Source organism: Denitratisoma sp. (assembly GCA_032027165.1).
Lineage (GTDB): Bacteria > Pseudomonadota > Gammaproteobacteria > Burkholderiales > Rhodocyclaceae > Desulfobacillus.
This window is the reverse complement of record JAVSMO010000001.1, coordinates 1,293,060-1,318,420: the sequence shown is the minus strand read 5'-3', so window position 1 is coordinate 1,318,420 and position 25,361 is coordinate 1,293,060. Positions and strand designations below refer to the sequence as shown.

Sequence of the window (25,361 nt, the reverse complement as noted above, 5' to 3'; positions counted from 1 at the left end):
GCTACTTCAGTTTGGCGTCGCGCAGGATCGACAGCCAGGCCTCGCGTTTTGCTTCGGACAGCCGGTGGGTCTTGGCGGCGTAGGCGAGGATGTGCACGCCGTCCTTGGCGACGACGACGCGGCGGTATTCGAACTGATGCCCGGTGATGCGGCAGTCGCCTTCCCACTGCAGCAGGACCGTTTGCGGTTCCTGCTGCAGCGGCTTCACCTTGTACGGCCGGCAATGTTCGTTGAGGAATTCCAGGAAGGCGGGGAGGTAGTCATCCGGCGTGAAGGCCATGCGCTGGTGGCCGATGACGAGTTTTTCGTTCCAGAAGTATTCGCTCTCGCCGGGCGCGACGTAGACGCGCTCGGTGAGGCGGCCATCGCGGTTCTCGGCGGCGAGCTTCCAGTCGCGCGGATCGAAGGGGATGTCCCAGCGCTCGGGTGTCTGGGCGAAGGCCGGGGCGGCCATCAGGAACAGGGCCAGGGTTCTGAAGCGCATCATGTGCAGTCCCGATGAAAACTACGCGCTAGTATAGAGCCTATCCCTTCACGCAGACCAGCGGCTCCAGCCGCGCCACCTTGCGCGCCAGGCCGGCGGCGTCGGCGGCATCGACCACCGCCGAGACGTCCTTGTAGGCGAGCGGCGCCTCCTCGGCGACGCCGCGCAGGCTGGGGCTGCGGATGAGGATGCCGCGCCCGGCCAGTTCGTCGACGAGGGCGCGGCCCTGCCAGCGCCGGGAGGCCTCGTGGCGGCTCATGGCGCGCCCGGCGCCGTGGCAGGCCGAGCCGAAGGCGCGCGCCATGCCGGTGGCCAGCCCGGCGAGGATCCAGGAGCCGGTGCCCATGCTGCCGCCGATCAGCACCGGCTGGCCGGCTTCGCGGAATTCCGGCGGCAGTTCCGCATGGCCCGGGCCGAAGGCGCGGGTGGCGCCCTTGCGGTGCACGAAGAGGCGCCGCTTGCGCCCATTCACCTCGTGCGTCTCCTCCTTGCAGGTGTTGTGCGAGACGTCGTAGAGCAGCGGCAGCCGCGCTTCCGGCAGCACTTCGCGGAAGGCGGCGCGGGTGAGGTGGGTGAGGATCTGCCGGTTGGCCAGCGCGCAGTTGATGGCGGCGCGCATGGCGCCGAGGTAGCGCCGGCCCAGCGACGAGGCGAGCGGCGCGCAGGCCAGCTCGCGGTCCGGCAGCTCGATGCCGGCCGCGCGCGCGGCGATCGTCATTTCCTTGAGGAATTCTGTGCCGATCTGGTGGCCGAGCCCGCGCGAGCCGCAATGGATGCTGACGACGACGTCGCCGGCCCCGATGCCGTAGGCGGCGGCGACGGCGGCGTCGAACACCTCGGCGACGTGCTGCACCTCGAGGTAATGGTTGCCCGAGCCGAGCGTGCCCATCTCGTCGCGCTGGCGCTTGCGCGCCTGTTCCGAGACGGCCTTCGGATCGGCGCCTTGCATGGTGCCGCGCTCCTCGATGCGGGCGAGGTCGGCCTCGCCGCCATAGCCGCGCTCGACGGCCCAGCGCGCGCCGCCCTTGAGCATGGCATCCATCTCCGCCGCCGACAGGCGCAGCTCGCCGGTGCTGCCGACGCCGGCCGGGATGCGCGCGAACAGCGTGTCGGCCAGGCGCGCCTGGACGCGGACGATGTCTTCCCGCCGCAGGCCGGTGAGCAGGGTGCGCACGCCGCAGGAGATGTCGAAGCCGACGCCGCCGGCCGAGACCACGCCCTCGTCCGGATCGAAGGCGGCAACGCCGCCGATGGGAAAACCGTAGCCCCAGTGCGCGTCGGGCATGGCATACGAGGCCTGGACGATGCCGGGCAGGGCGGCGACGTTGGCCGCCTGCTCGAGCACCTTGGCATCCATCGCCTGCATCAACTCGCGGGAGGCGTAGATGACGACCGGCACGCGCATGCGGCCGCGCGCCGGGTAGGCCCATTCGTAATCCGTGCGCCGTTCGAAAGCGGAAAGATCCATCGACGATCCCTCAGACGTCCACCACGCATTGCGCCAGCCAGCTGCCGTCGGGCAGCCGGCGCACGTCGAGTTCGGTATAGGTGGCGCCCTTGATCTCGACGGCGGGGCGGTGCTTTTGGATATCCACCGGCTCGCCCCAGGCCGTGGCCTCGAGATGACCGTCGGCGATGCGGACCTCGAAACGGGCGAACAGCATGTGCCGCGTCGCCATCTCGTAGATCAGGGCATTCAGCCAGTCGCAGAACAATAGTGCATCGTCGGGCGCGCTGCAGGCGATGCGCACGGCGCGTTGCGGCGCGACGCGCTCCAGGTCGGTGAGCACGGCGGTCAGGGCGAGCGCCGCCTGCTCGAAGGCGGCCTCGCGCGTGGATCCCAGGCCGCGCACGCCGATGTCGGCTTCATGGCGGAAATGTTCCCAGTGCGGAATCATCGGGCGATGTTATCCGCTCGCCACATCCTTGTCTTGCTTTGACGCCGGATTCCGGTGTTAAACTTGCCCACGTTTCATCATTCCCTGGAAAACGCATGCTGCAAGCCGGACAAGCCGCACCCGCCGTCGAGTTGCCCGACGCCGACATGGAGTCGTTCGACCTGGCGGAGCTGCGCGGCAAGAAGCACGCCGTCCTCTACTTCTATCCGAGGGACGACACGCCCGGCTGCACCATGGAGGCGATCGATTTTTCCGACCACGAGGACGAGTTCGCGCGCCACGGCTGCGTCGTCATCGGCGTGTCGCGCGACGACTGCATCAGCCACGCCGAGTTCCGCGACAAGCACGGCCTCTCCGTGCGCCTGCTGGCGGACACGGAGGGGGAAATCTGCAAGCGCTACGGCGTCTGGCAGATGAAGGAAAAGGACGGCGTGAAGAAGCCGGGCATCGTGCGCTCGACCTTCATCATCGACAAGAAAGGCGTCTTGCGTCACGCATTGTATGGCGTCAACCCGAAAGGCCATGCGCTGGAGGTCCTGGCGCTGGTCAAGCAGCTGGACTAAAGTTAAAGGCAAAAGGAACCGCCATGCAGATCGCCAAGGACACCGTCGTCACACTCAACTACCGCGTCACCGATCCCGACGGCAACCTCATCGACGACGGCCAGCGCCCGCTGGTCTACCTCCACGGCGGCTACGACGGCATCTTCTCGCGCATCGAGGAGGCGCTGCACGGCAAGACGGTCGGAGAGCAGCTGGAGGTCAAGCTGCAGCCGGAGGACGCCTTCGGCGAATACGATGCGGAGCTGGTGCGCGTCGAGCAGCTGGCCATGTTCCCCGAGGGCATCCAGGTCGGCATGCAGTTCGAGCGGGCGACCGAGGACGGCGACGACGACATGGTGTACACCATCACCGACATCGAGGGCGACAAGGTGGTGGTCGACGGCAACCATCCCCTGGCCGGCACTGCGCTGGTCTTCAATTGCACCGTCTCCGACGTCCGCGCGGCGACCGCCGAGGAACTGGAGCACGGCCACGTGCACGGCCCCGAGGGACACCACCACCACTGAGCGGTCGCCGCCTTGCGGCGACTGACTTTCCTCTCCGCGGCTTACTTGGCGAGCCGCGCCAGCTCGTAGAGTTTTTCCAGGGCCTCGCGCGGGCTCAGTCCGTCCGGATCGAGCGCGCGCAGGGCGTCGAGCGCCGGGTGGGGTTCCGCCTCGACCGGCTCCGGCGCGGCGGCGAAGAGGTCGCCCTGCGGACCCGTGTCGATTTCCCGATTTTCCAATTGGCGCAGGCGGCGCTTGGCCTCGCGGATGACGCTGCCGGGGATGCCGGCGAGTGCCGCCACCTGGATGCCGTAGCTCTGGCTGGCCGGGCCTTCCTCGACGGCGTGCAGGAAGACGATGCTGTGGCCGTGCTCGACGGCATCCAGATGCACGTTTGCGCACTCGGCGTAGTCCTCGGCCAGCCGCGTCAGCTCGAAGTAGTGGGTGGAGAACAGGGCGTAGCCGCGGTTCTTCTCCAGCAGGTGGCGGGCGATGGCGAAGGCCAGCGCCATGCCGTCGAAGGTGGAGGTGCCGCGGCCGACCTCGTCCATCAGCACCAGGCTGTGTTCGGTGGCGCCGTGCAGGATCGACGCCGCCTCGGTCATCTCGACCATGAAGGTGGAGCGGCCCGAGGCGAGGTCGTCGGAGGCGCCGATGCGCGTGTAGATGGCGTCGACCGGACCGATGCGCGCAGCCTTCGCCGGCACGAAGGCGCCGCAGTGGGCGAGCAGCACGATCAGCGCCACCTGGCGCATGTAGGTCGACTTGCCGCCCATGTTGGGGCCGGTGACGAGCAGCATGCGCCGGGTTGGGTCGAAGCGGCAGTCGTTGGCGATGAAGCTGTCGACCTGGACCTCCACCACCGGATGGCGGCCGGCCTCGATCTCGAGCGAGAAGGAATCCGAGAATTGCGGCCGGCACCAGTTGGCGCGCACCGAGATGGCGGCGAAGGCGGCGAGGCCGTCCGCCAGCGCCACGGCGCGGGCGATGCGCTGCAGCGCCGGGATGTCGTCCGCCAGCCGCGTCAGCAGTTCCTCGTAGAGCAGCTTTTCGCGCGAGAGCGCGCGCTCCTGCGCCGACAGCGCCTTGTCCTCGAAGGCCTTCAGTTCCGGCGTGATGTAGCGCTCGGCGTTCTTCAGCGTCTGCCGGCGGCGGTAGTCGTCCGGCACCTTGGCCGTATTGGCGTGACTGACCTCGATGTAGAAACCATGCACGCGGTTGTACTCGACGCGCAGGTTGGCGATGCCGGTGCGGGCGCGCTCGCGCGCTTCCAGCTCGAGCAGGAAGGCGCCGCAGTTCTGCTGGATGGCGCGCAACTCGTCGAGCTCGGCATCGAAGCCCTCATGGATGACGCCGCCGTCGCGCAGTACCGCGGCAGGTTCCGGCGCAATCGACCGCGTCAGCAGATCGAGGCACTCCTGTGGCGTGGCGAGGTCGGCGCGCAGGGCGGCAAGGCGGGCGGATTCCGCCGCCGCCAGCGGCGCGCGCAGCGCCTCCAGGCCGGCCAGGCTGTCGCGCAGGGCGGACAAGTCACGCGGGCGCGCGCTGCGCAGGGCGATGCGCGCGGTGATGCGCTCGACGTCGGTAAAGCCGCGCAGCGCCGACTGCAGCGCGGCGAAGGGGCCGTTGCCGGCCTCGCCGGCGAGTTCCGCGACGGCTTCGTGGCGCGCCGCCGCGGCGCTGCGATCGGCGAGAGGATGGTGCAGGCAGTGGCGCAGCCAGCGCGAGCCCATGGAGGTGCGGCAATCGTCGAGCAGGGAGAGCAGGGAGGGCGACGGCTCGCCGCGCAGGGTCTCGGTCAGCTCCAGGTTGCGCCGGGTGGCGGCGTCCAGGCGCAGCCATTCGCTTTCGCGCTCGAGCGTGAGGGTGGTGATGTGGGCCAGCGCCTGGTTCTGCGTGGTCTTGGCGTATTGATACAGTGCGCCGGCGGCGGCCAGCGCGGCGGTCGGCGCCTCGGGCCCGGCATCCGGCAGGAAGGCGGCGAGGTCGCGCGTGCCGAAATGCAAAGTCAGTCCGCGCGAGGCGGCGTCGCGGTCGAAGTGCCAGTCGGGCAGGCGCCGGATTGGCGCCGCGGCCCCCGCCGGGAAGCCCTCGGGGGCGCCGTCGGGCAGCAGGATCTCCGCCGGGCGCAGGCGCTCGAGTTGCGCGGCAAGGGCACCAGGACCGACTTCCAGCAAGCGGAAATCGCCGTTGGCGAGGTTCAGCCAGGCCAGACCGACCAGGTTTTTCTGCGGCGCGAGCGCCAGCAGCAGGCTGTCGGTCTTGTCGTCGAGCAGGGCCGAATCGGTGAGGGTGCCGGGGGTGACGATGCGCGTCACGGCGCGCTCGACCGGCCCTTTCGAGGTGGCCGGGTCGCCGATCTGCTCGCAGATCACCACCGATTCGCCCAGCTTCACCAGCCGCGCCAGGTACTGCTCGACGGCGTGGAAGGGCACGCCGGCCATGCGGATCGGCCGGCCGGCCGACTGGCCGCGGGTGGTCAGGGTGATGTCGAGCAGGCGGGCAGCCTTCTCGGCGTCCTCGTAGAACAGCTCGTAGAAGTCCCCCATCCGATAGAACAGCAGCAGGTCCGGGTACTGCGCCTTCAGGCGCAGGTACTGCTGCATCATCGGGGTGTGCTGGGACAAGTCGGTTTGGGCGTTCATGGCGGCCGGCGGGAAGGCGCGTATCTTAGCCGAGATTGGCGGGGAAGGCCGTTGCGTTGCGCCACAACAACCCGGAAGGCCTTGTGGACATTAAAGAAACCCGCAGGTTTGCCGATAGGATCATTGATAAAGGCGGTATCATTATTTCGATTACCGGCTGACCATTGATTCCATCCTGCCCCGACCCTGCAGGGATTCGTAACGGCGCGAGCCTTCACGCTCGCGCCGGGGAACTCCCTCCCATGCAGGCTGAAGAGCAGACAATCCAGGCAGGCGCACCGGTCGAGGCATCGACAGGGCGGCGCTTTGTGCGCCTGACCATCAGCCGGAAATTCCTGCTCGTCTTTGCCGCCCTGGCCGTGGTCGGCGTGTCGAACTGGCTGGTCATCGACTCGACGTTGTCACTGCTCAGGGGTGCGACGACCCTAGTCAATGTCATCGGCAGCATACGCTGGACCAGCCAGCGCATCCAGCTGGACACCATCCGGATGGCGGAGGGCAAGTCCAGCCGGGCATCGGTGGAGCAGGGCCTGGAACGACTCGACGAGGTGATCCGCACGCTTTCCGGCGGCGGCAATGCGCTGGGGTTCGAGGTGCGCGAACCGCCTGAAGAATTGCAGCCGCTGATCGAGCCCTTGCGCCTGATCCTGCACGACTACCGTGCCGAAGTGAACGCCGCGCTGGACGTCTTCCGGGCCGGCCGCGACCCGGATCGCGCCCTCGACGCGCTGTTCGAGCGCGGCAACGAGATGCTGACCCGCGCCGATGCCCTGGCTGCCGTGCTGAGCCGCCAGATCATGGAGATCGAGAACAGCGCCGCCTTCGGCCTGTATCTCCTGGCCTTCCTCGACCTGGCCATCCTCGCTGCCGCCCTGCTGGCCATCCGCGTCCAGATCGTGCAGCCATTGCAGAAGCTGACGCTGGCCAGCCAGCGCTTCGCCAAGGGGGACTACGACATCCGCACGAAGCTCGACTCGGCAGACGAGATCGGCGACCTGGCGCGCACCTTCGACCGCATGGCCGGCGACATCCAGCGCGACATGAGCCGGATCGCAGGCAATGTGACCGAACTCGAGAAATCGCAGGCGCTCCTGCGCAAGGTGCTGGACACCCTGCCCGTCGGCGTCTGGGTGACCGACGGCGGCGGACGGGTCATCGTGGAGAATCCGGCCGGCCAGCGCATCTGGGCCGGGGCGGAACGGTCCGCAGTGCAGGGCCGGGGGAAATACAAGGGCTGGTGGGCGGACAGCGGCAAGCGCATCGAACGCGGGGAATGGGCGCTGGAGCGCGCCATCTCCGGGGGGGAAACCTCGATCGGCGAAGCGATCAACATCCAGTGCTTCGACGGCAGCTTCAAGACCGTGCTGAATTCGGCGGCGCCGCTGGTGGGACCGCAGGGCGAGATCGAGGGCGCCATCGTCGTCAACGAGGACATCACCGAGCGGCAGCGGGCGGCCGAGGAGCTGCGCGTCAGCAAGGAACTGTTCCAGACCACCTTCGATTCGGCGGCGGTGGGCATCACCCTGTATGACCTGACCGGGCGCTTCCTGCTGGCCAACAGCGCCTTGTGCGAGACGCTCGGCTACAGCGAAGAGGAATTGCTGCACAAGCGCCTGAAGGAGATCACCCACCCGGACGATCTGGCCAAGGCCGCCGAATTCGAGCGCCAGGTGCTGGCGGGGAAGCTCAGGCACTACGGGATCGAGTTGCGCCTTTACCATCGGCAGGGACATGTCGTCTGGGGCGTGCTGTCCGTCGCCCTCGTGCTGGACCGGGAGCAGGCGCCGCTGTATTTCATCGGGCAGGTCCTCGACATCACTTCGCGCAAGACGATGGAGCAGGAGCTGATCGAGTCGCGCACGCGCCTGCGCGAACTGGCGGCCCACCACGATGCCGTCCGCGAAGGGGAGCGCAAGCGCATCGCCCTGGAGATCCACGACGAGCTCGGGCAGCTCCTGACCGCCCTGAAAATGGACATCTCCCTGCTGCGCATGCAGTCCGGCGCCGATCCGGAGGTCGGCCGGCGCACGGACGACATGCGCGAGCTGGTGGAGAAGACCATCCGCGTGGTGCGCCAGGTGGCGAGCAACCTGCGGCCGGCGGCGCTCAACCTGGGCATCGGGCCGGCGCTGGAGTGGCTGGTGGAGGATTTCGGCCAGCGCACGGGCATCGCCTACGAACTGAACCTCTCCGGCGGCGAGATCGACCTGGACGACGCGCTGGCCACGGCCGTATTCCGCATCGTGCAGGAGTCGCTCACCAACGTGATGCGCCATGCCGACGCCGCCTCGGTCGCGGTTTCCCTGAAGCGCGACGGGGATGCGCTGCGCCTGGAAGTCAGGGACGACGGCCGCGGCTTCGACTACGAGGCGGCAAGCCATGGTCCTTCCTTCGGTTTGCTGGGCATCCGCGAGCGGGTGCAGGTGCTGGGCGGCTCGCTCACGATCGACAGCGGCGCCGGACGCGGAACCACGGTCTCGATTCACATTCCCCATTTACCCGAAGGACAGACATGATCCGGATACTGATTGCCGACGACCATGCCATCGTGCGCGGCGGCCTGAAGCAGATCATCGCGACCACGACGGACATCGTTGCGGCCGGCGAGGCCACCCACGGGGCGGAGGTGATCGACAAGGTCCGGCAGGCCGACCCCGACCTGCTGCTGCTGGACATGACGATGCCCGGCCTGAGCGGGGTCGACCTGGTGCGCCGGGTGCGCGGCGACAAGCCGGACCTGCCGATCCTGGTGCTGAGCATGCATAACGAAGGCCAGGTGGTGTCGCGGGCCTTGCGCGCCGGCGCCTCCGGCTACGTCACCAAGGACAGCGATCCGGCCATCCTCCTCTCCGCCATCCGCAAGGTGGCTGGCGGCGGCCGCTTCATCGACCCGGCCCTGGTCGACGCCATCGTCTTCGAGGTCGGCGACAGCGACAAGGCGCCGCACGAATGCCTCTCCGACCGCGAGTTCCAGGTGCTGCGGAGGATCGTCGGCGGCGAGGCCATCGGCGAGATCGGCGCCTCGCTCAACCTGAGCGCGAAGACCATCAGCACGCACAAGATGCGGCTGATGCAGAAGCTCGGCGTGGACAACAATGCCGACCTTATCCGCTATGCCATCCGGCACGGCCTGGCGCAGGAATAGCGCCCTTCCCCTTTTCTCTCCTTGTAGGTGTTTGTCTGACATGCCGTAGGCGTATTCCGACGGCAAGGACGGTTAATGCCTAAAGCAATATCCGGCATTTCCGACTCCTGAACCCCAAGCCTGGCGTCGTTACTCAGTCTGACAGGACGGAACACGTGACGATGAGATTGCTGATAGTTGAGGATTCGCGGCCGGTGAGCGAACGGCTGCGCACCATCATGGCGAGCCTGCCCGGCGTGCAGGCCGAGGTGGCGGGAGATCTGCGCCAGGGCACCGAGCGATTCCGCGAGCTGAAACCGGAAATGGTGATCCTCGACGTCCAGTTGCCGGATGGCAGCGGACTGGATCTGCTGGAGACGATCAAGCACGAGCGGCCGACGACCCGCGTGCTGATGTTCAGCAACTACGCGCTGTATCGCAAGCGCTGCGTGGCGGGCGGGGCGGATTACTTCTTCGACAAACCGATGGATCTGGAAAGCCTGACGGCGACCGTCAGGCGATTGGCGGAGGTGGAAGCATGACGGACAAGAATGTTCCGGCAATGAGCGAGGCGGGCCTGCCGTGGCTGCATGCGCCCGCAGTCGCGGTGCTGGGCGGGATCCTGCTGCTCGCCGCGGGGGACGGCGGCGGCATCCGCGTCGCGCTGGCGACGCTGCTGGTGGTGGCCGGCGTCGTGGCGGGCCGTTTATCCCTGGCCGCCTGCCGGCGGCATGTCCGACAGGTCCTGGAGCAGGCGGAGGCGGAGCACCGGGCCGAGGCGGCCGCCAGGGCGGCCGAACGCCGCGGGGACGGACTGGATGCGCTGTGTCGAAGCGTCCTGCCCGTGTGGGCGCGGCAGATCGATGCCGCGCGCAGGCAGACCGAGGACGCGATCACGTCATTGTCCGGACGCTTCGCGGGCATCGCCGAGAAGCTCGAGGCGGCCGAGGCGGCCTCGCGCGATGCCGCCGGCGGCATGGGCAGCGGCGGCATGGTGGCGACGCTGGAGGCCAGCCGGACCGAACTGGAGGCCATCACGCGCTCCCTGCACAAGGCCCTCGAGAACAAGCGGGAGATGCTGCGCGAGATTGCCTGCCTGGCGGGGTTCACCGGCGAACTGAAGCAGATGGCGGCCGACGTCGGCAGCATCGCCGGCCAGACCAATCTGCTGGCGCTGAATGCCGCCATCGAGGCGGCACGGGCGGGCGAAGCCGGGCGCGGCTTCGCCGTGGTCGCCGACGCCGTGCGCAAGCTGTCGACCCAATCCGGCGAGACCGGCAAGCGGATCACCGAAAAGGTCGATGCGGTCAATGCCGCGATCGCCGCCACGCTGGATGCGGCGGACCAGACGGCGAAGCTCGACGAGACGACCATCCGGGGCGCCGATTCGGCGGTGGCGGGCATCCTCGGGCGGTTCTCCACGGCGGCGGATGCGCTGGGAACGTCGTCGGAGATCCTGCAGCGGGAAAGCACCGGCATCCGCGGCGAGGTGACCGACGTGCTCGTTTCGCTGCAGTTCCAGGACCGCGTCAGCCAGATGCTCGTGCACATCCAGAACGACCTGGAAAAGCTCGGCCAGCAGGTTTCCGCATCGGGCGGCGGGAACGCAGCCTTCGATGTCGAAGGCTGGCTGAACCAGCTGGCGAACACCTACACCATGGTCGAGCAGCATGCCGTCCATGCCGGCGGCCAGGATGCGCGGCCGCAGGAATCCGAAATCACCTTCTTCTGACAGGAGAGCAAGCATGGCAAAGACGATTCTCGTGGTGGACGATTCCAGTTCGCTGCGCCAGGTCGTGGGCATCGCCCTGAAAGGGGCGGGCTACGACGTGATCGAGGCCTGCGACGGCAAGGATGCGCTCGGCAAGATTGCCGGCCAGAAAGTGCATCTCATCATCAGCGACGTGAACATGCCGAACATGGACGGCATCACCTTCGTCAAGGAGGTGAAGAAGATCCCGGAGCACAAATTCGTGCCGATCATCATGCTGACGACCGAATCGCAGGAAGCCAAGAAGCAGGAAGGACAGGCCGCCGGCGCCAAGGCCTGGGTGGTCAAGCCATTCCAGCCGGCGCAGATGCTGACCGCGGTTTCCAAGCTGGTGATGCCCTGAGGGCGGAGAGGAAGGGCGACATGGAGATCAGCGTGCAGAACACGAACGGCCGGTGCGCGGTGGCGCTCGGCGGCGAACTCACGATCTACGCTGCCGCCGAACTGAAGGAAGGCCTGATCGGCGCCGTCGGCGCATGCGCCGAAATGGAGATCAACCTTTCGGCCGTATCGGACATCGACACGGCCGGCCTGCAGGTGCTGGTGCTGGCCAAGCGCCACGCCGCCGCCGCGAACAAGACATTGCAGCTCGTCGGTCACAGCCGCCCGGTGATGGAACTGATCGAACTATATGACATGGCGGCCCTGTTCGGCGATCCGGTGGTGATCCCGGCGCAGGAACCGGGCCGCACCGCGAATGGAGGCAAGGCATGAACCTCGAAGCCGCATTGCAGACCTTCATCGTCGAAAGCCGGGAGCTGCTCCTGAGCATGGAGGATTCCCTGCTGGAACTGGAGCGGCACCCCGACGATGCCGACGCGATGAACGCCACCTTCCGCGCCATCCACACCATCAAGGGCTCGGCCGGGCTGTTCGGGCTCGACGACATCGTCCGCTTCACCCACGTGGTGGAAAGCCTGCTCGACCGCGCCCGCAACAACGAAGTGCCGGTGAACGACACCCTGACCGCGCTGATGCTGGAGTGCGGCGACCATATCGGCCATCTGGTCGGCACCGCCGCAGGCGACCAGCCGGCCGACCCGGCGGCGATGGAAGCGCGCCAGGCGGCCCTGCTCGAACGTCTCGGCAAGTTCTCCCCGGCCGGCGTGCCCGAGGTCGCGCAGGCCATCGAGCCGCCGGTCGAGCAGGAGGCCAGCCTGGCCCGGGACGGGGGCGAGCCGGTCGGCAACGGCGCCTGGCACATCTCCCTGCGCTTCGGTCGCGATGTCCTGCGCAACGGCATGGACCCGGCCTCGTTCCTGCGCTACCTGACCACGCTGGGCGACGTCGTCAGCACGACGACCCTGTGCGATGCCATGCCCGAGGCCGCCGAAATGGACCCCGAGTCCTGCTACCTGGGCTTCGAGATCGACCTCAGGAGCGAAGCCAGCAAGGAAACGATCGAGGGCGCCTTCGAATTCGTGCGCGAGGATTGCCAGATCCGCATCCTGCCGCCGAACAGCCGGATCGGGGAATTCGTCCAGCTGATCGCCGCCCTGCCGGAAGACAACGACCGCATCGGCGAAATTCTCGTTGCCAGCGGCGCCGTCACGCAGGCCGAACTGGCGCATGCGCTGGCGGAGCAGCAGCAGGCGGCCGGCGGCAAGCCGCGCGTCGGCGAGATCCTCGTCGAGGAGAACGTCGTGCAGGAGGCCGTGGTCCAGGCGGCGCTCGACAAGCAGAAGCAGATCAAGGACAAGCGTGCCACCGAGAATCGCTTCATCCGGGTCGACGCCGACAAGCTGGAGGAATTGATCAACCAGGTCGGCGAGATGGTGATCGCCGGCGCCTCGGCGACGCTGCTCGCCCGGCGCACGGCCGACGGCGCCTTGCACGAGGCCATGTCGCTGATGGGGCGGCTGGTCGAGGAGATCCGCGACAGCGCGCTGAGCCTGCGCATGGTCGAGATCGGCGAGACCTTCAATCGCTTCCAGCGCGTCGTGCGCGATGTCAGCCGGGAACTGGGCAAGGAGATTGCCCTGGCGATCAGCGGCGGCGAGACCGAACTGGACAAGACCGTCGTCGAGAAGATCACCGATCCGCTCACGCATCTCGTGCGCAATTCCATCGATCACGGCATCGAGCCGGCTGAGGTGCGCGCGTCGCGCGGCAAGCCGGCCGGCGGCACCATCCGCCTCAACGCCTTCCACGAATCGGGCAGCATCGTCATCGAGGTTGCGGACGACGGCGGCGGATTGAACCGCGACAAGATCCTCGGCAAGGCGATCGAGAAGGGCATCGTCGCCCCGACGCAGACGCTGGCCGACCATGAAATCTACAACCTGGTCTTCGAACCCGGCTTTTCCACCGCGGAGCAGGTGACCAACCTGTCCGGACGCGGCGTCGGCATGGATGTCGTCCGCCGCAACATCGAGGCCCTGCGCGGCAGCATCGATCTCGACAGCCGCCCGGGCGAGGGCACCACCTTCCGCATTCGCCTGCCGCTGACGCTGGCCATCATCGACGGCTTCCTGATCGAGGTGGGCGAATCCTCCCTCGTCGTTCCGCTCGACATGGTGGTCGAGTGCCTCGAGCTGTCCGAGGCGGACCGGCAGTCGGCCGAGACGCGCCGCTACCTGAACCTGCGCGGCGAAGTGCTGCCCTTCATCCGCCTGCGCGAACTGCTGGCGATCGAGGGCGAGCCGGCGCGGCGGGAGAACGTCGTCGTCGTGCAGTTCGGCGGCCAGAAGGCCGGACTGGTGGTCGACCAGCTTTTAGGCGAGTTCCAGACGGTGATCAAGCCGCTGGGGCAGGTTTTCCGCCACCTGCGCGGCATTTCCGGATCGACGATCCTGGGAAGCGGCGAAGTGGCATTGATTCTGGATGTGCCGGCACTCGTTCAGCAGGCGGCGAGCCGGGAAAACGAACAAACCGCCAGCGTCATGCAATCCGTCCGGCCAGGAATGGCCCCAACTGCAATCTTGTAAGGAGGTACCGTTATGTTTAGCAACATGAAGATAGGAGTGCGACTTGCGCTGGGCTTCGGCATCGTGGTGGCCCTCCTCGTCGCCATCGCCGTGATCGGCGTGACGCGCCTGGCCAATCTCAACGCCTCGATGGAGAACATCACGAAGAACATGTGGCCGAAGGTGCTGCTGCTGCAGGACGGCCTGGCCGGCGTGAACGAAATCGGGCTCAGCGCGCGCGACATGCTGCTGGCCGAGGACAAGGGCGGCCAGCAGCGCGCCAAGGAGCGCATCCTCGCGGCGCGCGTCAGCATCGCCAAGGCCTGGGATACGCTCAAGCCGACGCTGGCGCATCCGAAGGGCAAGGAGATGTTCGAGCAGATCCTGCAGGCACGCGAGCGCTACATCGGCACGCAGAACCAGATCATCAAGTTCGTCGAGGACGGCAAGGTCGAGGAAGGCCGCGCCTTCCTGGATTCCGGCTTCCGCCCGGCGGCGACCGAGTACCGCCTGCGGGTCAACGACCTCGTCAAGTTCCAGGGCGACCTGATGACCGAACTGGGCGAAGCGGCTTCGGCGGAATACCAGCAGGCCCGCACGCTGACGCTGTCGATGGCCATTGCCGCCTTCCTGTTCGCCTTCGGCATCGCCTTCTGGATCGTGCGCAGCATCACCCGGCCCCTCAATGAGGCGGTCTCGGTGGCCAATCGTCTCGCCGAAGGCGACATGGCGGTGCGCATCGAGGTCACCTCGCGCGACGAGACCGGCAAGCTGTTGGAGGCGATGAAGAACATGGTCGAGAAGCTCTCGCAGATCATCACCGAGGTGCGCAGCGCGGCGGACAACCTGTCGAGCGCCTCGGAAGAGGTCAGCGCGACGGCGCAGTCGCTGAGCCAGGGCTCGAGCGAGCAGGCCGCCAGCGTCGAGGAGACCAGCGCCTCGATCGAGCAGATGAGCGCCTCGATCAGCCAGAACACCGAGAACGCCAAGGTGACCGACGGCATGGCCTCGAAGGCCGCCAAGGAGGCCGGCGAGGGCGGCGAAGCCGTCGGCCAGACCGTCTCGGCGATGAAGAGCATCGCCGAGAAGATCGGCATCATCGACGACATCGCCTACCAGACCAACCTGCTGGCGCTGAATGCCGCCATCGAGGCGGCGCGTGCCGGCGAGCACGGCAAGGGCTTCGCCGTCGTCGCCGCCGAGGTGAGGAAGCTGGCCGAGCGCAGCCAGGTCGCCGCGCAGGAGATCGGCGAGGTGGCCAAGGGCAGCGTCGCCCTGGCCGAGAAGGCCGGCAAGCTGCTCGACGAGATCGTGCCGTCGATTCGCAAGACCTCCGACCTGGTGCAGGAGATCACCGCCGCCTCCGAGGAACAGTCCGCCGGCGTCGGCCAGATCAACACCGCCATGAGCCAGCTCAACCAGACCACGCAGCAGAACGCCTCCGCCTCGGAGGAGCTGGCGGCCACCGCCGAGGAGATGAGCAGCCAGGCCGAGCAGCTGCAGCAGACAATGTCCTTCTTCAAGACGGGCAGTGCGCCGGCAGGCCGCGCCGTGGCGGCGCGCAAGGAGGGCAGCAAGCTGAAGACCAAGATCGCCCATATCAAGGACAGCGGCGCGCGCCTTGCTTCCAGCCTGGCCGAGCCGGTCCCCGGCGAAGCCGAGTTCGTCAAGTTCTAGGAGATGGCCATGGGTGCTTTGGTCAAAGCCGGACAGCAGCTGCCTGCGGAGCAGCAGGCAGCTGCCGAGCAACAGCAGTACCTGACCTTCGTGCTGGGCGGCGAGATGTTCGCGATCGGCATTCTCTGTGTGAAGGAGATCATCGAGTACGGCGATCTCACGGTGGTGCCGATGATGCCGGAGTGCATTCGCGGGGTCATCAACCTGCGCGGCGCGGTGGTGCCGGTGGTCGATCTCGCCTGCCGTTTCGGCAGGCGTTCGACGGATCTCACCCGCCGCACCTGCATCGTCATCGTGGAGGTGGAAGGCGAGGGCGAGCGGCAGGACATCGGCGTGATCGTCGATGCGGTGAGCGAGGTGCTGGAAATCCAGTCCAGCCAGATCGAGCCGGCGCCGGCGTTCGGTGCCCGCATCCGCACCGACTTCATCCACGGCATGGGCAAGCTCGACGGCAAGTTCGTCATCATCTTGAACGTCAACAAGGTGCTGTCCCTCGACGACCTGGCCCTGCTCGGCCAGATGGTCGGGCAGGAATCCGCCGATGCCCTGACCGCCGCCGCCTGAAGGAAATTGCCTGACGCGGGGAGGCCAGCAAAAACAAAACGCCCCCGCGCCGTTCCTGCGGCAATGTAGCGACAACCCGGCAATAGAGAGAGGGAGGATACCGAGATGAAGATGAAACTCTTAAGCAATATGCGTATCAGCCGCAAGCTCGTGCTGATGCTGGCCATCCCGCTGGCTGCCTTGCTCTATTTCGCCGTTGCGGGAATGAGCGAGAAGGCGGCTGCCAAGGATGACATGGCGCGGCTCGAGCAGCTCGCGCAACTCGCCGTAAAAGTCGGCAATGTCGCACATGAAATGCAGAAGGAGCGCGGCATGTCGGCCGGTTTCATCGGCAGCAAGGGCGAGAAATTCGCAACCGAGCTGTCATTGCAACGGCCGGCGACGGACCGGAGCATCGGCGAGATGGAAGCCCAGCTGAAGGAATTCGATTTGTCCGCCTTTGCCGGGCTGAAAGAGGATCTCGAGGCGGGAAGAGGCGGGCTTGCCCAGCTCAAGGGCAAGCGCGAGGCGGTCAGTGCGCTGGACATTGCCGGCGCCGAGGCGGTCTCCTACTACACCAAAACAATCGGCGCCTTCCTCGTCGCGGCAGGAAGAATCGGCACGCTGAGCAAGAACGGCACTGCAGCGGTCGGCGCTTCGGCCTATGCCAATCTGCTTCAGGCCAAGGAGCGCAACGGCGTCGAGCGCGCATTGCTGACCAATGCCTTCGCCGCAAACCGGTTCGAGCCGGGCGCCTTCAACAGGTTTCTTGCCAACAGTGCGCAGCAACAGGCTTATCTGGCGGTATTCCAGTCGTTCGCCGACGCCGGGCAGAAGGAGTTCTTCATGAAGAAGATGGCCGCCAGGGAGGTGGCGGATGTCGACGCCATGAAGGCGGTGGCCATCGAGCGGGCGAGCGTGGGGAACTTCGGCGTCGAAGCCGACCGCTGGTTCAAGACGATGACGTCAAAAATCGACCTGCTGAAGGAAGTCGAGGATCGTCTTGCGGGAGACCTGATCGCAACCTCCGGCAAGCTGAAAAGCGAGGCTAGCATCGCCATGATGGCGTTCACGGTCATCGCGGCGGTTGCCCTGTTTCTCTCGGCGTTGCTGGCCTTCCTGATCGTACGCGGCATCACCCGGCCGCTGAACGAGGCGGTCTCGGTGGCCAACCGGCTGGCCGAGGGCGACCTGGCGGTTCGCATCGAGGTCACCTCGCGCGACGAGACCGGCAAGCTGCTGGAGGCGATGAAGAACATGGTCGAGAAGCTCTCGCAGATCATCACCGAGGTGCGCAGCGCGGCCGACAACCTGTCGAGCGCCTCGGAAGAGGTCAGCGCGACGGCGCAGTCGCTGAGCCAGGGCTCGAGCGAGCAGGCCGCCAGCGTCGAGGAGGCCAGCGCCTCGATCGAGCAGATGAGCGCCTCGATCAGCCAGAACACCGAGAACGCCAAGGTGACCGACGGCATGGCCTCGAAGGCCGCCAAGGAGGCCGGCGAGGGCGGCGAAGCCGTCGGCCAGACCGTCTCGGCGATGAAGAGCATCGCCGAGAAGATCGGCATCATCGACGACATCGCCTACCAGACCAACCTGCTGGCGCTGAATGCCGCCATCGAGGCGGCGCGTGCCGGCGAGCACGGCAAGGGCTTCGCCGTCGTCGCCGCCGAGGTGAGGAAGCTGGCCGAGCGCAGCCAGGTCGCCGCGCAGGAGATCGGCGAGGTGGCCAAGGGCAGCGTCGCCCTGGCCGAGAAGGCCGGCAAGCTGCTCGACGAGATCGTGCCGTCGATTCGCAAGACCTCCGACCTGGTGCAGGAGATCACCGCCGCCTCCGAGGAACAGTCCGCCGGCGTCGGCCAGATCAACACCGCCATGAGCCAGCTCAACCAGACCACGCAGCAGAACGCCTCCGCCTCGGAGGAGCTGGCGGCCACCGCCGAGGAGATGAGCAGCCAGGCCGAGCAGCTGCAGCAGGTCATGTCGTTCTTCAAGACCGGCGAACCGGCGTCCGCGCGCACGGCGAAGGCTGCGCGCAGGGAAGGCGGCAAGCTCAAGGTCGGCGATTTCGCCATGGTGGCCTGAGACTCATGCAAGCGATGGCGATGGCTTCGAATGAAAGAAAGGAGGCGGGATTCCGCCTCCTCGACAGTGAGTTCTCGCAGTTCCAGGGCCTACTCTACCGCCTGGCGGGCATCAGCCTGTCGCCGGCCAAGAAGGCCCTGGTCTGCGGCCGGCTGGCCAAGCGCATCAAGCACCACCGGCTCGACAGCTACGGCGACTATTTCCAGCTGCTCACCAGCGGTCGCGAGCCGCAGGAGCTGCAGATCGCCATCGACCTGCTCACCACCAACGAAACCTATTTTTTCCGCGAGCCGAAGCATTTCGAGTTCCTGCGCTCGCGCATCCTGCCGGCGCGGCGGCCCGGCAGCGCCTTCCGCGTCTGGAGCGCGGCCTGCTCGAGCGGCGAGGAGCCCTACAGCATCGCCATGCTGCTGGCCGATTGCCTGCGCGAAGCGCCCTGGGAGATCGTCGCCTCGGACATCAGCACGCGCGTCCTGGAGCGTGCCCGGAACGGGCATTACGCGATGGAGCGGACGGAGCACATTCCGCAGGATTACCTGCGGGCCTATTGCCTGAAGGGCGTCGGGCGGCAGGAGGGCTTCTTCATGATCGACAAGCGGTTGCGGGGCAAGATCGACTTCAGGCAGGTCAACCTGAACGAGCAGCTGCCCCGGCTGGGCGAGTTCGACGTGGTCTTCCTGCGCAACGTGATGATCTATTTCGACGTCGAGACCAAGCGCAAGGTGGTGCAGCGCCTGATGGCGGCGATCAAGCCGGGCGGCCACCTCCTGATCGGCCACTCGGAAAGCCTCAACGGCGTCTGCGACGACCTGCAGGTGGTGGCGCCGTCGATCTACCGCAAGCCATGAGAAAGCCGCCCCACGTCATCGAGGTGTTCCTGCAGCCGGGGGAGTGGTATTTCGGCGACCGGCAGACGCGGATGCGCACGCTGCTCGGCTCCTGCGTCTCGATCACCTTGTGGCATCCCGGGCTGCTCATCGGCGGCATGTGCCATTACATGCTGCCGGAACGCGCCGCCCGCCGCCAGTCCAGCCCGGACGGGAAATACGCGGACGAGGCGTTCTGGCTGCTGCTGCGCGAAATCGAGAAAAGCGGCACGGCGCTGCACGAGTACGAGGTAAAGATGTTCGGCGGCGGCAACATGTTCCCGTCCCAGAAACGCTGTCGGCAGGACCACATCGGCCAGAAGAATGCCGCCTTCGGCAGGCAGCTGCTGCACAGCCATGGCGTGCGGGCGAAAGCGTCCGACCTGGGCGGCATCGGCCATCGCACGGTGGTCTTCGACATCTGGAGCGGGCATGTCTGGGTGAAGAAGTTTTCGCAGAACGTGGCGGCGGCGTGCGGCGACTGCGAGATTCGCGATGCGTGCTTCGATCCCGGCCGGAGCGAACCTGCGCGGGGAACGGTGAATGCTTAAGAACGGTTCAAAGGTTGGCGTCTTCATCGTCGACGATTCGGCGGTCGTGCGCCAGGTCGTCTCCGAGGTGCTGGGCGGCGATCCCGGCATGGAAATCTTCGGGGTCGCCTCCGACCCGATCTTCGCCCTCGACAAGATGAACAAGCGCTGGCCGGACGTGATCGTCCTCGACATCGAGATGCCGCGCATGGACGGCATCACTTTCCTGAAGAAGATCATGGCCGAGCGTCCGACGCCGGTGGTGATCTGCTCCTCGCTCACCGAGAAGGGCGCCGAGACGACCATGGAGGCGCTGGCGGCCGGCGCCATCGGCGTGGTGACCAAGCCGGGCATCGGCGTGCGGCGCTTCCTGATGGAGGATTCGGCCGCCGAACTGGTGCATGCCGTCAAGGCAGCCGCCAGTGCCCGGGTCAGGCGGAGCAACGGCAGCGCACCCGCTGCCGCCCCGGTCGCGCCCAAGCTGAATGCGGACGTGATCCTGCCCAAAGCGGAGCACGCGCTGAAGCAGACGACCGAACGCATCATCGCCATCGGCACCTCGACCGGCGGCACCCAGGCGCTGGAGGTGGTGCTGACCGGCCTGCCGCGCACGGCGCCCGGCATCGTCGTCGTCCAGCACATGCCGGAGAAGTTCACCGCCTCGTTCGCGGCGCGGCTGAACTCTCTTTCGCAAATGGAAGTGCGCGAAGCGCAGAACAACGACCGCGTCGTGCCCGGACGGGCGCTGATCGCCCCGGGCGGACGCCACATGCTGCTCAAGCGCAGCGGCGCGCAGTACTACGTCGAGGTGGTCGACGGACCCCTGGTCAATCGCCACCGTCCCTCAGTCGATGTGCTGTTCCSCTCGRYRSMKMWRKWYGYSKRYAAGARMSMSRTRSKMSKYMKMRKKRSYSGMMKGRSCSMYGRYSRMKCGCSMSSSYYSMWSRRWMKRYRYGMTGYYSSSSYCKRYRSCGWRGYKCRSSRSSARGMRMGCMRYGKSSKYYAYSRYRWSCSGMAKGRGSSRSKRMRRCKCGSSSSGSCKGAWSGAARTSYWSSMYKCSGSCRSMTMYMCSGYGRSRYMGKMCGMKKCGMSYRRYRKCGWCYRYSGCMKSCMSRRSRMSSCSRKGRMACKCGRYKSRRYSSATSSRRSWYWWGSMYTMKGMYMGMYYTMCGRYGMGRYMRTMMGMWKMSMMKSMKMKYKRCCSYMGCSRMSWCGSYMMMSCSWRGSCAMGMSWYYSRMTCSMWGMKSSMKAWSGMWTATSRTYKYSYYRMKWYGSKRCAWTMWSMWGMCMRGMMSCWKYRSSCCAKMSMRSTSSYYCAWGCGWMKSYWMGMSWMSSRSKCGYWSMWYGMGMYYRYWKRTSSWWKWSYSKWYYSSKTWSWYYSKSCWKSSCRKRASCMGSRKSYSRYWSYGCYGSYYMWTGCGWCYGWYSSYSRRSRAGRMRTTCYWYSWGMYTWTYGSTKYMMKRSYGYTSMSCKKYSTSSSSRMMTGGCATSWSSYSGRYMYGGCYRTGYCGRMYAYKSSGKSCRWSGCYSSSSWRRWAAWTSTKMCYGRYWKYYKSYKYYSKSKSRSYSASCGSMYYSRYSMMSWGRCRKYWCGKCKWSWYSRSSRTGWCRMRCRSGMKSGGSRTSSCMKCSRYRMYWAWYKKGMCCGGCWGSWYGMRSYGRYTSASYCMSYGSAKYMMKGCSGMRRSGKKMMKGSYWKYKMRRKSKSRSMCKYGSSMKMRRRSYYSSMKSSRSAYMTMKCYSKSMYSGSYSRRMSRRSCRAYKSMCTSCSYRGRSTRSSSSGRCAGGKKSYRKSGSATSRARAKSGYGGCMWKGMCSSMARRMCKSKSSKSRRMKAKCKSYMYSATSSSSSARMSKSSMWWCKGSMKSSGSMGGMYGSSMKSRCMGSWKCYSKYRSRKSRRAAKSSKRSMARGSMSRSCRGSAMGCYRSKGAAMRWSYKGTMMMRYKCSGSWWSSTSGAYTYKSKRKYGSKSRKWMSSGWYCKSCKYRYCMYYYRCSKSSGRATCSKMSRMSSSYKRRSGSMAMKSSMGKSRRMMWSYRSKYMAKYTSSRSKYGSKSRRCKYGMYRKKSSYRRYKRCKKTCSYKCKYKCSAYSMGMYYGSRSAKCKYSSSYCSGYYKWSGMMRSYRKSGYCRRCCAGMWCGWSMTYKRCWKKCGSSMARYGSSMSMSGMKSMGCRGSWWYYSCKSRMKCGMSRRGAKSKGWYRSSYMRMYTYKSCCTKSSRSKSSAKSRYMRMCCRGWKYSRGYKSKRMTYWCSSMWRMKGRMSGCMGRWKYGMAKRWRYYMMKRMARMRYKWKSRGRWRYKRCSSRMWWYKYSCSKGRMGRKSSRRYWKRSCSCSSTSYCGSYRKYSWKMRSYSMKGCSKRRRGCMGGAKKSRRTWTKYSAMKASAWWWKKYWCRSMMWCSRMYSSSKMCGSSMRKGRMGMGGCGAWYKGCYGMSCYSSMRMMAKMMTGRSGWSCSGYYYKGRGMSRGMGKCRGYWTYYSMCSMSWTYWGGMMSAMCYKSSSAKSMKSMCSSMWWTSGYSSGSMKMAMYRMKGAKSYSRMMRARSRMWRGCRRGCCGWKSYGGRRRWSSKYMRGCAKMWCSCCSYWYYRGRRCRAASKGKGSMSGAKCRCMCRYKKCRKCKSMRYSAAYMRRRMYGKSAMCKRGMRSMMKYMRGCYRWKSCGKWGMYCRYSASSYRSRMSSSCSKMYKSGMGSRAWSRRYGGYYKWGCSMRYSYGSYRGMKSAGMRMWKCRARSSKKGMRCYRRRASSSWWYMGCTRKWCYRTTKMSCMCGMMYYSSGMGYGCSRCYSYGCGSRWKSRMSRSYTKWKCSASKMYSYKSKMGRMSWRYYSCRMGKGTYRCGCMRRGAMRKMMKCRSKGRRCYRWTYRRCCYGMRYMYGRWGTSSSRYYCKGYKCWYGRKSSACYKGMWCRMSSRCMKSCKYSMMSKSWSSYGCRKGTCWCSMWSGRRRAYSSSCWGSRRGCSGATSGMSMYRMRMMYSWTKTSSMSKWYGKYWYKSRAWRCMYKSKCRSMMRCGCMKSSRWSYWSRCRGSKRMRSGYSWYMRKSSASRMMKKSCYRYMGGCKGMYGSMRRSASRRCSSYKWWSSWSKMTKYYWYGKRMRMSMYRMYSGSSMMSGMYTSGAMRTKMASKRCGMMGMSMRRYWGKKCRSMCMYTKCCAKCGGCTGCMSSRASSRSRGSRGYKMRMGKGKMYYSKYMKYGSSCKWSMRMKGSKCCGSMKYMKMSWYGMMSTRCRYSGMSRMSSYGTYYGGSCSSWWYCRGCRKYKGMMSRRRSSGCMRSWKTYYRWKKSRMCCKGSRWCSSSMWTKSKMKSRWCSRCSKYMYCGWMSCSMYGCWTSGCSGSCGMSKSWKGSCKGAAWCGSYRYKSRMCSWRSRRGMCRCYYTSYMKKWSRCSMTSSGRSMMRAMKKSWMKYWMCKMMGYKCSCSRMMSGASRYYKMGCSKGCSMYGGWKSCSKKRWACRYYKYSSACCCKGMAARWYKCSCYRYMSKMGSSGMKMMSGSMRMWSSRYWRWKKYYKYASSGCKMYRCRGRRGAKSRRKYKYKYCSYSKKRCCRKYSTMSAYMTYCGRCCSSSRRAWKWWSSSSAKMSKMSCRKSSRMYKCCKSYGSRKYGRSSKKSYMSGSSKRYWMKGRKRWKSRGKYKCYTSGCSKSACCRKSCKMRRMAYSSSSSCGYMKKMKSRRKCRRWGCSRWSSRYSYGMKYMYYSSSSGSSGGSSSSSSCSGSSGRYYMTGGYRWTYGKKYSCSWKSYGRCRCMGRSSSWRSAMSSGCYRSGYAYTMSCGKYSAMKSSSRYKRSMYKSWKYWYCCRYYSSSSGRGMMGRYSRGCGAKSCYKRCKRKYKKYKCYSAKCKGMSGMWGRSSMYRYMSKYKMYMKSMAYYMSSSYYKMSRSSGKSTRYWYGSTYTKYCMMKKSRSMSRGMMKATGMSSRWSRCSWASYSGYTGYGMKSAKSRKYSKWYSGGMRSAYSRYKKWSCYYWMYSSSGCYWYCGRSMGKRKSWKMSGTCKGKSMCGGSRRASRKCSWATKCCGMWYMCGRMGSCSKKRTGRRGAKSWKYSYTSSRKAKSRSSACGSTSYYTTCCKSYSSWRSMSGCRRSRGSWGASSKSSKGGYSGSMGRARWTYSMRWKSMSMWYMCSGMKSSCRRRYKGRSMGMKSMGCWSSRKATCGRSRCGCTCKWKKCSYMKCGMGRWSSCSWSGKGYGRGMRGYKSRTSRCMGSAWYWWSMRMRGMCWKCASSGMKYGMMMGSYSKSCKRSSMSMRYYKGMYSKMGSSSMTCSRGRYSYMGCKCSMYKYCYKGSYGCSGSWRSTGSMYMRSYGCAKMRMGWRSMSMYKGYRSRKSGKSWSCRGSSYSSYKCGSCAKYKKGCCGKSKSGMRYYCKGMKMTCKCKYYCSYWSYGKCSSYSSSWGCKKGSMARSYKYRRWGCRKRSCCRKRKYGCMKSKGMYGYMSSSYCKSWMKGCRYCSSSYSSKKKSKRRYTSTSSRRTCKSRTKCGSWKCSKSKCKSSSWGSKKSKRAACSWWSWKRYMKWCMMKGMYSKCMRSTRWSGYSCYSKCKGMAWRMSSMYMCKSSTYGCYGWTTSTSKMGWYGSAKSSGGKKCCRGYSSYGMWGKYSSKRWMSKMAMTSMYSKYCAAYKSCSKCMRGKATKSSSYKGSCKGCRRMASSMKRSSMRTSGMCKYYWSTKKSKRKGCMKSSKGSKYCMKCSCYGRRGKSCGRAYCKTSMATSSCRGSMAMSKGMYGSCGRGRTTMSSKSSMCTKYGSYWSYSKGSCARYSGRCKMYMGWKSSYSRKYYYSSWSCKKCCTSMSCGGKSGGMRMMCCKYKYRWRRMRKSARYSSSRYSRSKASGKYRCGGCMWYKWKKCYTYTKKKCYWKMCSSSSWTSKWGCSSSAWTKMSGACMRRSYYRMRMSKTCGSMAMSSSGMWWRWRAWRWSMKTSSMSMMAKTRMKGYKYGKCAWYRAKKMMTTWWKWMWKYMYSMRMYWKTYGMRGGRWKKMSRRYWRRRKSASMRMTKYKSMWRRRKSAMMRKRAWARSCWKGRRSMARKYGRYGWYWRKSAWYWWKSMRTTRAYMWRSCSYGWMRCRTYYKWMGKSKSWYCARKYGGMRKRSSSMKSTKSMKKMMKSACMGSMRARSMMRGRAGRSMKGMSGMRRMARSKRYWKYGYYKYKRMCYYKYCGCSWMGCKYCYKKCKYSSSWYCWMGCSGMAYKSGYSGYYGCCGYMMRGRYWSMMGMSYWMSGWRSMGSYGAMKAMRWMKSKSMMSMSWWYSRRSCKSWTCGCCRMGYKMYSKKCWYSSRKCMKSGCYKMRYYRRKGSKSSSCGCMRMRRYYSMRRSSKKSYSWGCCGSMSMWWMSRYCTGKMWSSMCMRSGMGRCKSRWYGSSSMKYKWYGYYMWYYGRGCRGGSMTKMRKYAMSSSRSCGMKSCGSWMSCSMKRRRSGRYSRSMYGMMSSYAMKKYYYRTAKRGMCSGRKSSRMTSSWYRRGYWYSYYSRSMAWYWKSSSSGSCWKGMMGKRCCSSWSCGMWKCGRKMKCSRWSAMYKWMSSSAKGMSKKCAWYYKYMAKAKMGASRKMKKCRRYGCYSRMRYYSKSCSRSARMKMYYSGCGSYKSKSMKGRCCRYKSYGMWYSRMSRYYRSRSMSTKKACMRRRRMGKYMRYMMGSMRSRYCKRSMKMKYMMSCKSMSSCWSSRKSMSSYMRSSSMKRKCRKYGSYGWYSRCCWKGMKRMKSKRSCGCKMMKSMKKRGMMRMKRRARGCRSSAAGGCKSGCYKRCSRWYSAYSCYRACSSYKGMSMWKYYMMGCGMSWKSAYMRGSKKC

At 67.4% G+C, this 25,361-nt stretch carries 18 protein-coding genes and 1 pseudogene; 15 read left to right on the top strand and 4 right to left on the bottom strand.

What is annotated here, in order from left to right:
• Position 1 precedes the first annotated feature (1 nt).
• From ROZ00_06495 to ROZ00_06485, 3 genes are read right to left on the bottom strand one after another with little or no spacing between them, the layout of a single operon-like run.
• Positions 2-487, bottom strand: coding sequence for a hypothetical protein (locus ROZ00_06495; GenBank protein ID MDT3735852.1), 486 nt, complete (start codon positions 485-487; stop codon positions 2-4).
• 37 nt (positions 488-524) lie between these two features.
• On the bottom strand, positions 525-1,952 hold the full coding sequence (locus tag ROZ00_06490) for an RtcB family protein (protein ID MDT3735851.1): 1,428 nt from the start codon (positions 1,950-1,952) through the stop codon (positions 525-527).
• 10 nt (positions 1,953-1,962) lie between these two features.
• Positions 1,963-2,382: an archease gene (locus ROZ00_06485; protein ID MDT3735850.1), complete on the bottom strand. Its 420-nt coding sequence runs from the start codon at positions 2,380-2,382 to the stop codon at positions 1,963-1,965.
• Between the two features lie 95 nt (positions 2,383-2,477).
• Between ROZ00_06485 and ROZ00_06480 the strand changes: the two genes are divergently transcribed.
• Positions 2,478-2,945 (top strand): peroxiredoxin, encoded by a 468-nt coding sequence (locus ROZ00_06480; protein MDT3735849.1) that lies wholly within the window; start codon positions 2,478-2,480, stop codon positions 2,943-2,945.
• 23 nt (positions 2,946-2,968) lie between these two features.
• Positions 2,969-3,451: a peptidylprolyl isomerase gene (locus tag ROZ00_06475; GenBank protein MDT3735848.1), complete on the top strand. Its 483-nt coding sequence runs from the start codon at positions 2,969-2,971 to the stop codon at positions 3,449-3,451.
• Positions 3,452-3,492: 41 nt separating this feature from the next.
• Here the strand turns inward: ROZ00_06475 and mutS are convergent, their stop codons facing one another.
• Positions 3,493-6,075, bottom strand: coding sequence for a DNA mismatch repair protein MutS (gene mutS, locus ROZ00_06470; GenBank protein ID MDT3735847.1), 2,583 nt, complete (start codon positions 6,073-6,075; stop codon positions 3,493-3,495).
• A gap of 242 nt (positions 6,076-6,317) precedes the next feature.
• On the opposite strand from mutS, the gene ROZ00_06465 reads away from it, so the two are divergent.
• The 13 genes and pseudogenes from ROZ00_06465 to ROZ00_06405 all read left to right on the top strand — a co-directional run bounded on the left by ROZ00_06465 (position 6,318) and on the right by ROZ00_06405 (position 24,624).
• Entirely contained in the window at positions 6,318-8,591 is a 2,274-nt protein-coding gene (locus ROZ00_06465; GenBank protein MDT3735846.1) for a PAS domain S-box protein, read from the top strand.
• Positions 8,588-9,220 carry a response regulator transcription factor gene (locus ROZ00_06460; protein MDT3735845.1) on the top strand — a complete coding sequence of 211 codons (633 nt, stop codon included), beginning with the start codon at positions 8,588-8,590 and terminating at the stop codon, positions 9,218-9,220. The genes ROZ00_06465 and ROZ00_06460 overlap by 4 nt, the downstream gene beginning before the upstream one ends.
• Positions 9,221-9,381: 161 nt before the next feature.
• Complete coding sequence (locus ROZ00_06455; GenBank protein MDT3735844.1) at positions 9,382-9,741, top strand: response regulator transcription factor; 360 nt, start codon at positions 9,382-9,384, stop codon at positions 9,739-9,741.
• Entirely contained in the window at positions 9,738-10,931 is a 1,194-nt protein-coding gene (locus ROZ00_06450; protein MDT3735843.1) for a methyl-accepting chemotaxis protein, read from the top strand. The genes ROZ00_06455 and ROZ00_06450 overlap by 4 nt, the downstream gene beginning before the upstream one ends.
• Positions 10,932-10,944: 13 nt before the next feature.
• Positions 10,945-11,313 (top strand): response regulator, encoded by a 369-nt coding sequence (locus tag ROZ00_06445; GenBank protein MDT3735842.1) that lies wholly within the window; start codon positions 10,945-10,947, stop codon positions 11,311-11,313.
• A gap of 20 nt (positions 11,314-11,333) precedes the next feature.
• Complete coding sequence (locus ROZ00_06440) at positions 11,334-11,684, top strand: STAS domain-containing protein (GenBank protein MDT3735841.1); 351 nt, start codon at positions 11,334-11,336, stop codon at positions 11,682-11,684.
• The gene (locus ROZ00_06435) at positions 11,681-13,897 is read left to right on the top strand and encodes a chemotaxis protein CheA (protein MDT3735840.1); all 2,217 of its coding nucleotides are present in this window, start codon (positions 11,681-11,683) and stop codon (positions 13,895-13,897) included. The genes ROZ00_06440 and ROZ00_06435 overlap by 4 nt, the downstream gene beginning before the upstream one ends.
• Before the next feature lie 12 nt (positions 13,898-13,909).
• On the top strand, positions 13,910-15,553 hold the full coding sequence (locus tag ROZ00_06430) for a methyl-accepting chemotaxis protein (protein ID MDT3735839.1): 1,644 nt from the start codon (positions 13,910-13,912) through the stop codon (positions 15,551-15,553).
• Positions 15,554-15,562: 9 nt separating this feature from the next.
• Positions 15,563-16,117 carry a chemotaxis protein CheW gene (locus tag ROZ00_06425; GenBank protein ID MDT3735838.1) on the top strand — a complete coding sequence of 185 codons (555 nt, stop codon included), beginning with the start codon at positions 15,563-15,565 and terminating at the stop codon, positions 16,115-16,117.
• Positions 16,118-16,222: 105 nt separating this feature from the next.
• Positions 16,223-18,175, top strand: a complete 1,953-nt coding sequence (locus tag ROZ00_06420) for a nitrate- and nitrite sensing domain-containing protein (protein MDT3735837.1) — start codon at positions 16,223-16,225, stop codon at positions 18,173-18,175.
• Between the two features lie 20 nt (positions 18,176-18,195).
• Positions 18,196-19,023, top strand: coding sequence for a protein-glutamate O-methyltransferase CheR (locus ROZ00_06415; protein MDT3735836.1), 828 nt, complete (start codon positions 18,196-18,198; stop codon positions 19,021-19,023).
• A complete protein-coding gene (locus ROZ00_06410; GenBank protein MDT3735835.1) occupies positions 19,020-19,592 on the top strand; it encodes a chemotaxis protein CheD in 573 nt (190 codons plus the stop codon). Before ROZ00_06415 ends, ROZ00_06410 begins: the two co-directional genes overlap by 4 nt.
• Positions 19,585-24,624, top strand: a pseudogene (locus ROZ00_06405) (chemotaxis response regulator protein-glutamate methylesterase). The gene ROZ00_06410 and the pseudogene ROZ00_06405 overlap by 8 nt, the downstream one beginning before the upstream one ends.
• The last annotated feature ends 737 nt before the right edge of the window (positions 24,625-25,361 follow it).

Coding starts and splice junctions, on each gene's coding strand:
- ROZ00_06495 (MDT3735852.1), bottom strand. CDS start 487: ATGATGCGCTTCAGAACCCTGGCCCTGTTCCTGATGGCCGCCCCGGCC.
- ROZ00_06490 (MDT3735851.1), bottom strand. CDS start 1,952: ATGGATCTTTCCGCTTTCGAACGGCGCACGGATTACGAATGGGCCTAC.
- ROZ00_06485 (MDT3735850.1), bottom strand. CDS start 2,382: ATGATTCCGCACTGGGAACATTTCCGCCATGAAGCCGACATCGGCGTG.
- ROZ00_06480 (MDT3735849.1), top strand. CDS start 2,478: ATGCTGCAAGCCGGACAAGCCGCACCCGCCGTCGAGTTGCCCGACGCC.
- ROZ00_06475 (MDT3735848.1), top strand. CDS start 2,969: ATGCAGATCGCCAAGGACACCGTCGTCACACTCAACTACCGCGTCACC.
- mutS (MDT3735847.1), bottom strand. CDS start 6,075: ATGAACGCCCAAACCGACTTGTCCCAGCACACCCCGATGATGCAGCAG.
- ROZ00_06465 (MDT3735846.1), top strand. CDS start 6,318: ATGCAGGCTGAAGAGCAGACAATCCAGGCAGGCGCACCGGTCGAGGCA.
- ROZ00_06460 (MDT3735845.1), top strand. CDS start 8,588: ATGATCCGGATACTGATTGCCGACGACCATGCCATCGTGCGCGGCGGC.
- ROZ00_06455 (MDT3735844.1), top strand. CDS start 9,382: ATGAGATTGCTGATAGTTGAGGATTCGCGGCCGGTGAGCGAACGGCTG.
- ROZ00_06450 (MDT3735843.1), top strand. CDS start 9,738: ATGACGGACAAGAATGTTCCGGCAATGAGCGAGGCGGGCCTGCCGTGG.
- ROZ00_06445 (MDT3735842.1), top strand. CDS start 10,945: ATGGCAAAGACGATTCTCGTGGTGGACGATTCCAGTTCGCTGCGCCAG.
- ROZ00_06440 (MDT3735841.1), top strand. CDS start 11,334: ATGGAGATCAGCGTGCAGAACACGAACGGCCGGTGCGCGGTGGCGCTC.
- ROZ00_06435 (MDT3735840.1), top strand. CDS start 11,681: ATGAACCTCGAAGCCGCATTGCAGACCTTCATCGTCGAAAGCCGGGAG.
- ROZ00_06430 (MDT3735839.1), top strand. CDS start 13,910: ATGTTTAGCAACATGAAGATAGGAGTGCGACTTGCGCTGGGCTTCGGC.
- ROZ00_06425 (MDT3735838.1), top strand. CDS start 15,563: ATGGGTGCTTTGGTCAAAGCCGGACAGCAGCTGCCTGCGGAGCAGCAG.
- ROZ00_06420 (MDT3735837.1), top strand. CDS start 16,223: ATGAAGATGAAACTCTTAAGCAATATGCGTATCAGCCGCAAGCTCGTG.
- ROZ00_06415 (MDT3735836.1), top strand. CDS start 18,196: ATGGCTTCGAATGAAAGAAAGGAGGCGGGATTCCGCCTCCTCGACAGT.
- ROZ00_06410 (MDT3735835.1), top strand. CDS start 19,020: ATGAGAAAGCCGCCCCACGTCATCGAGGTGTTCCTGCAGCCGGGGGAG.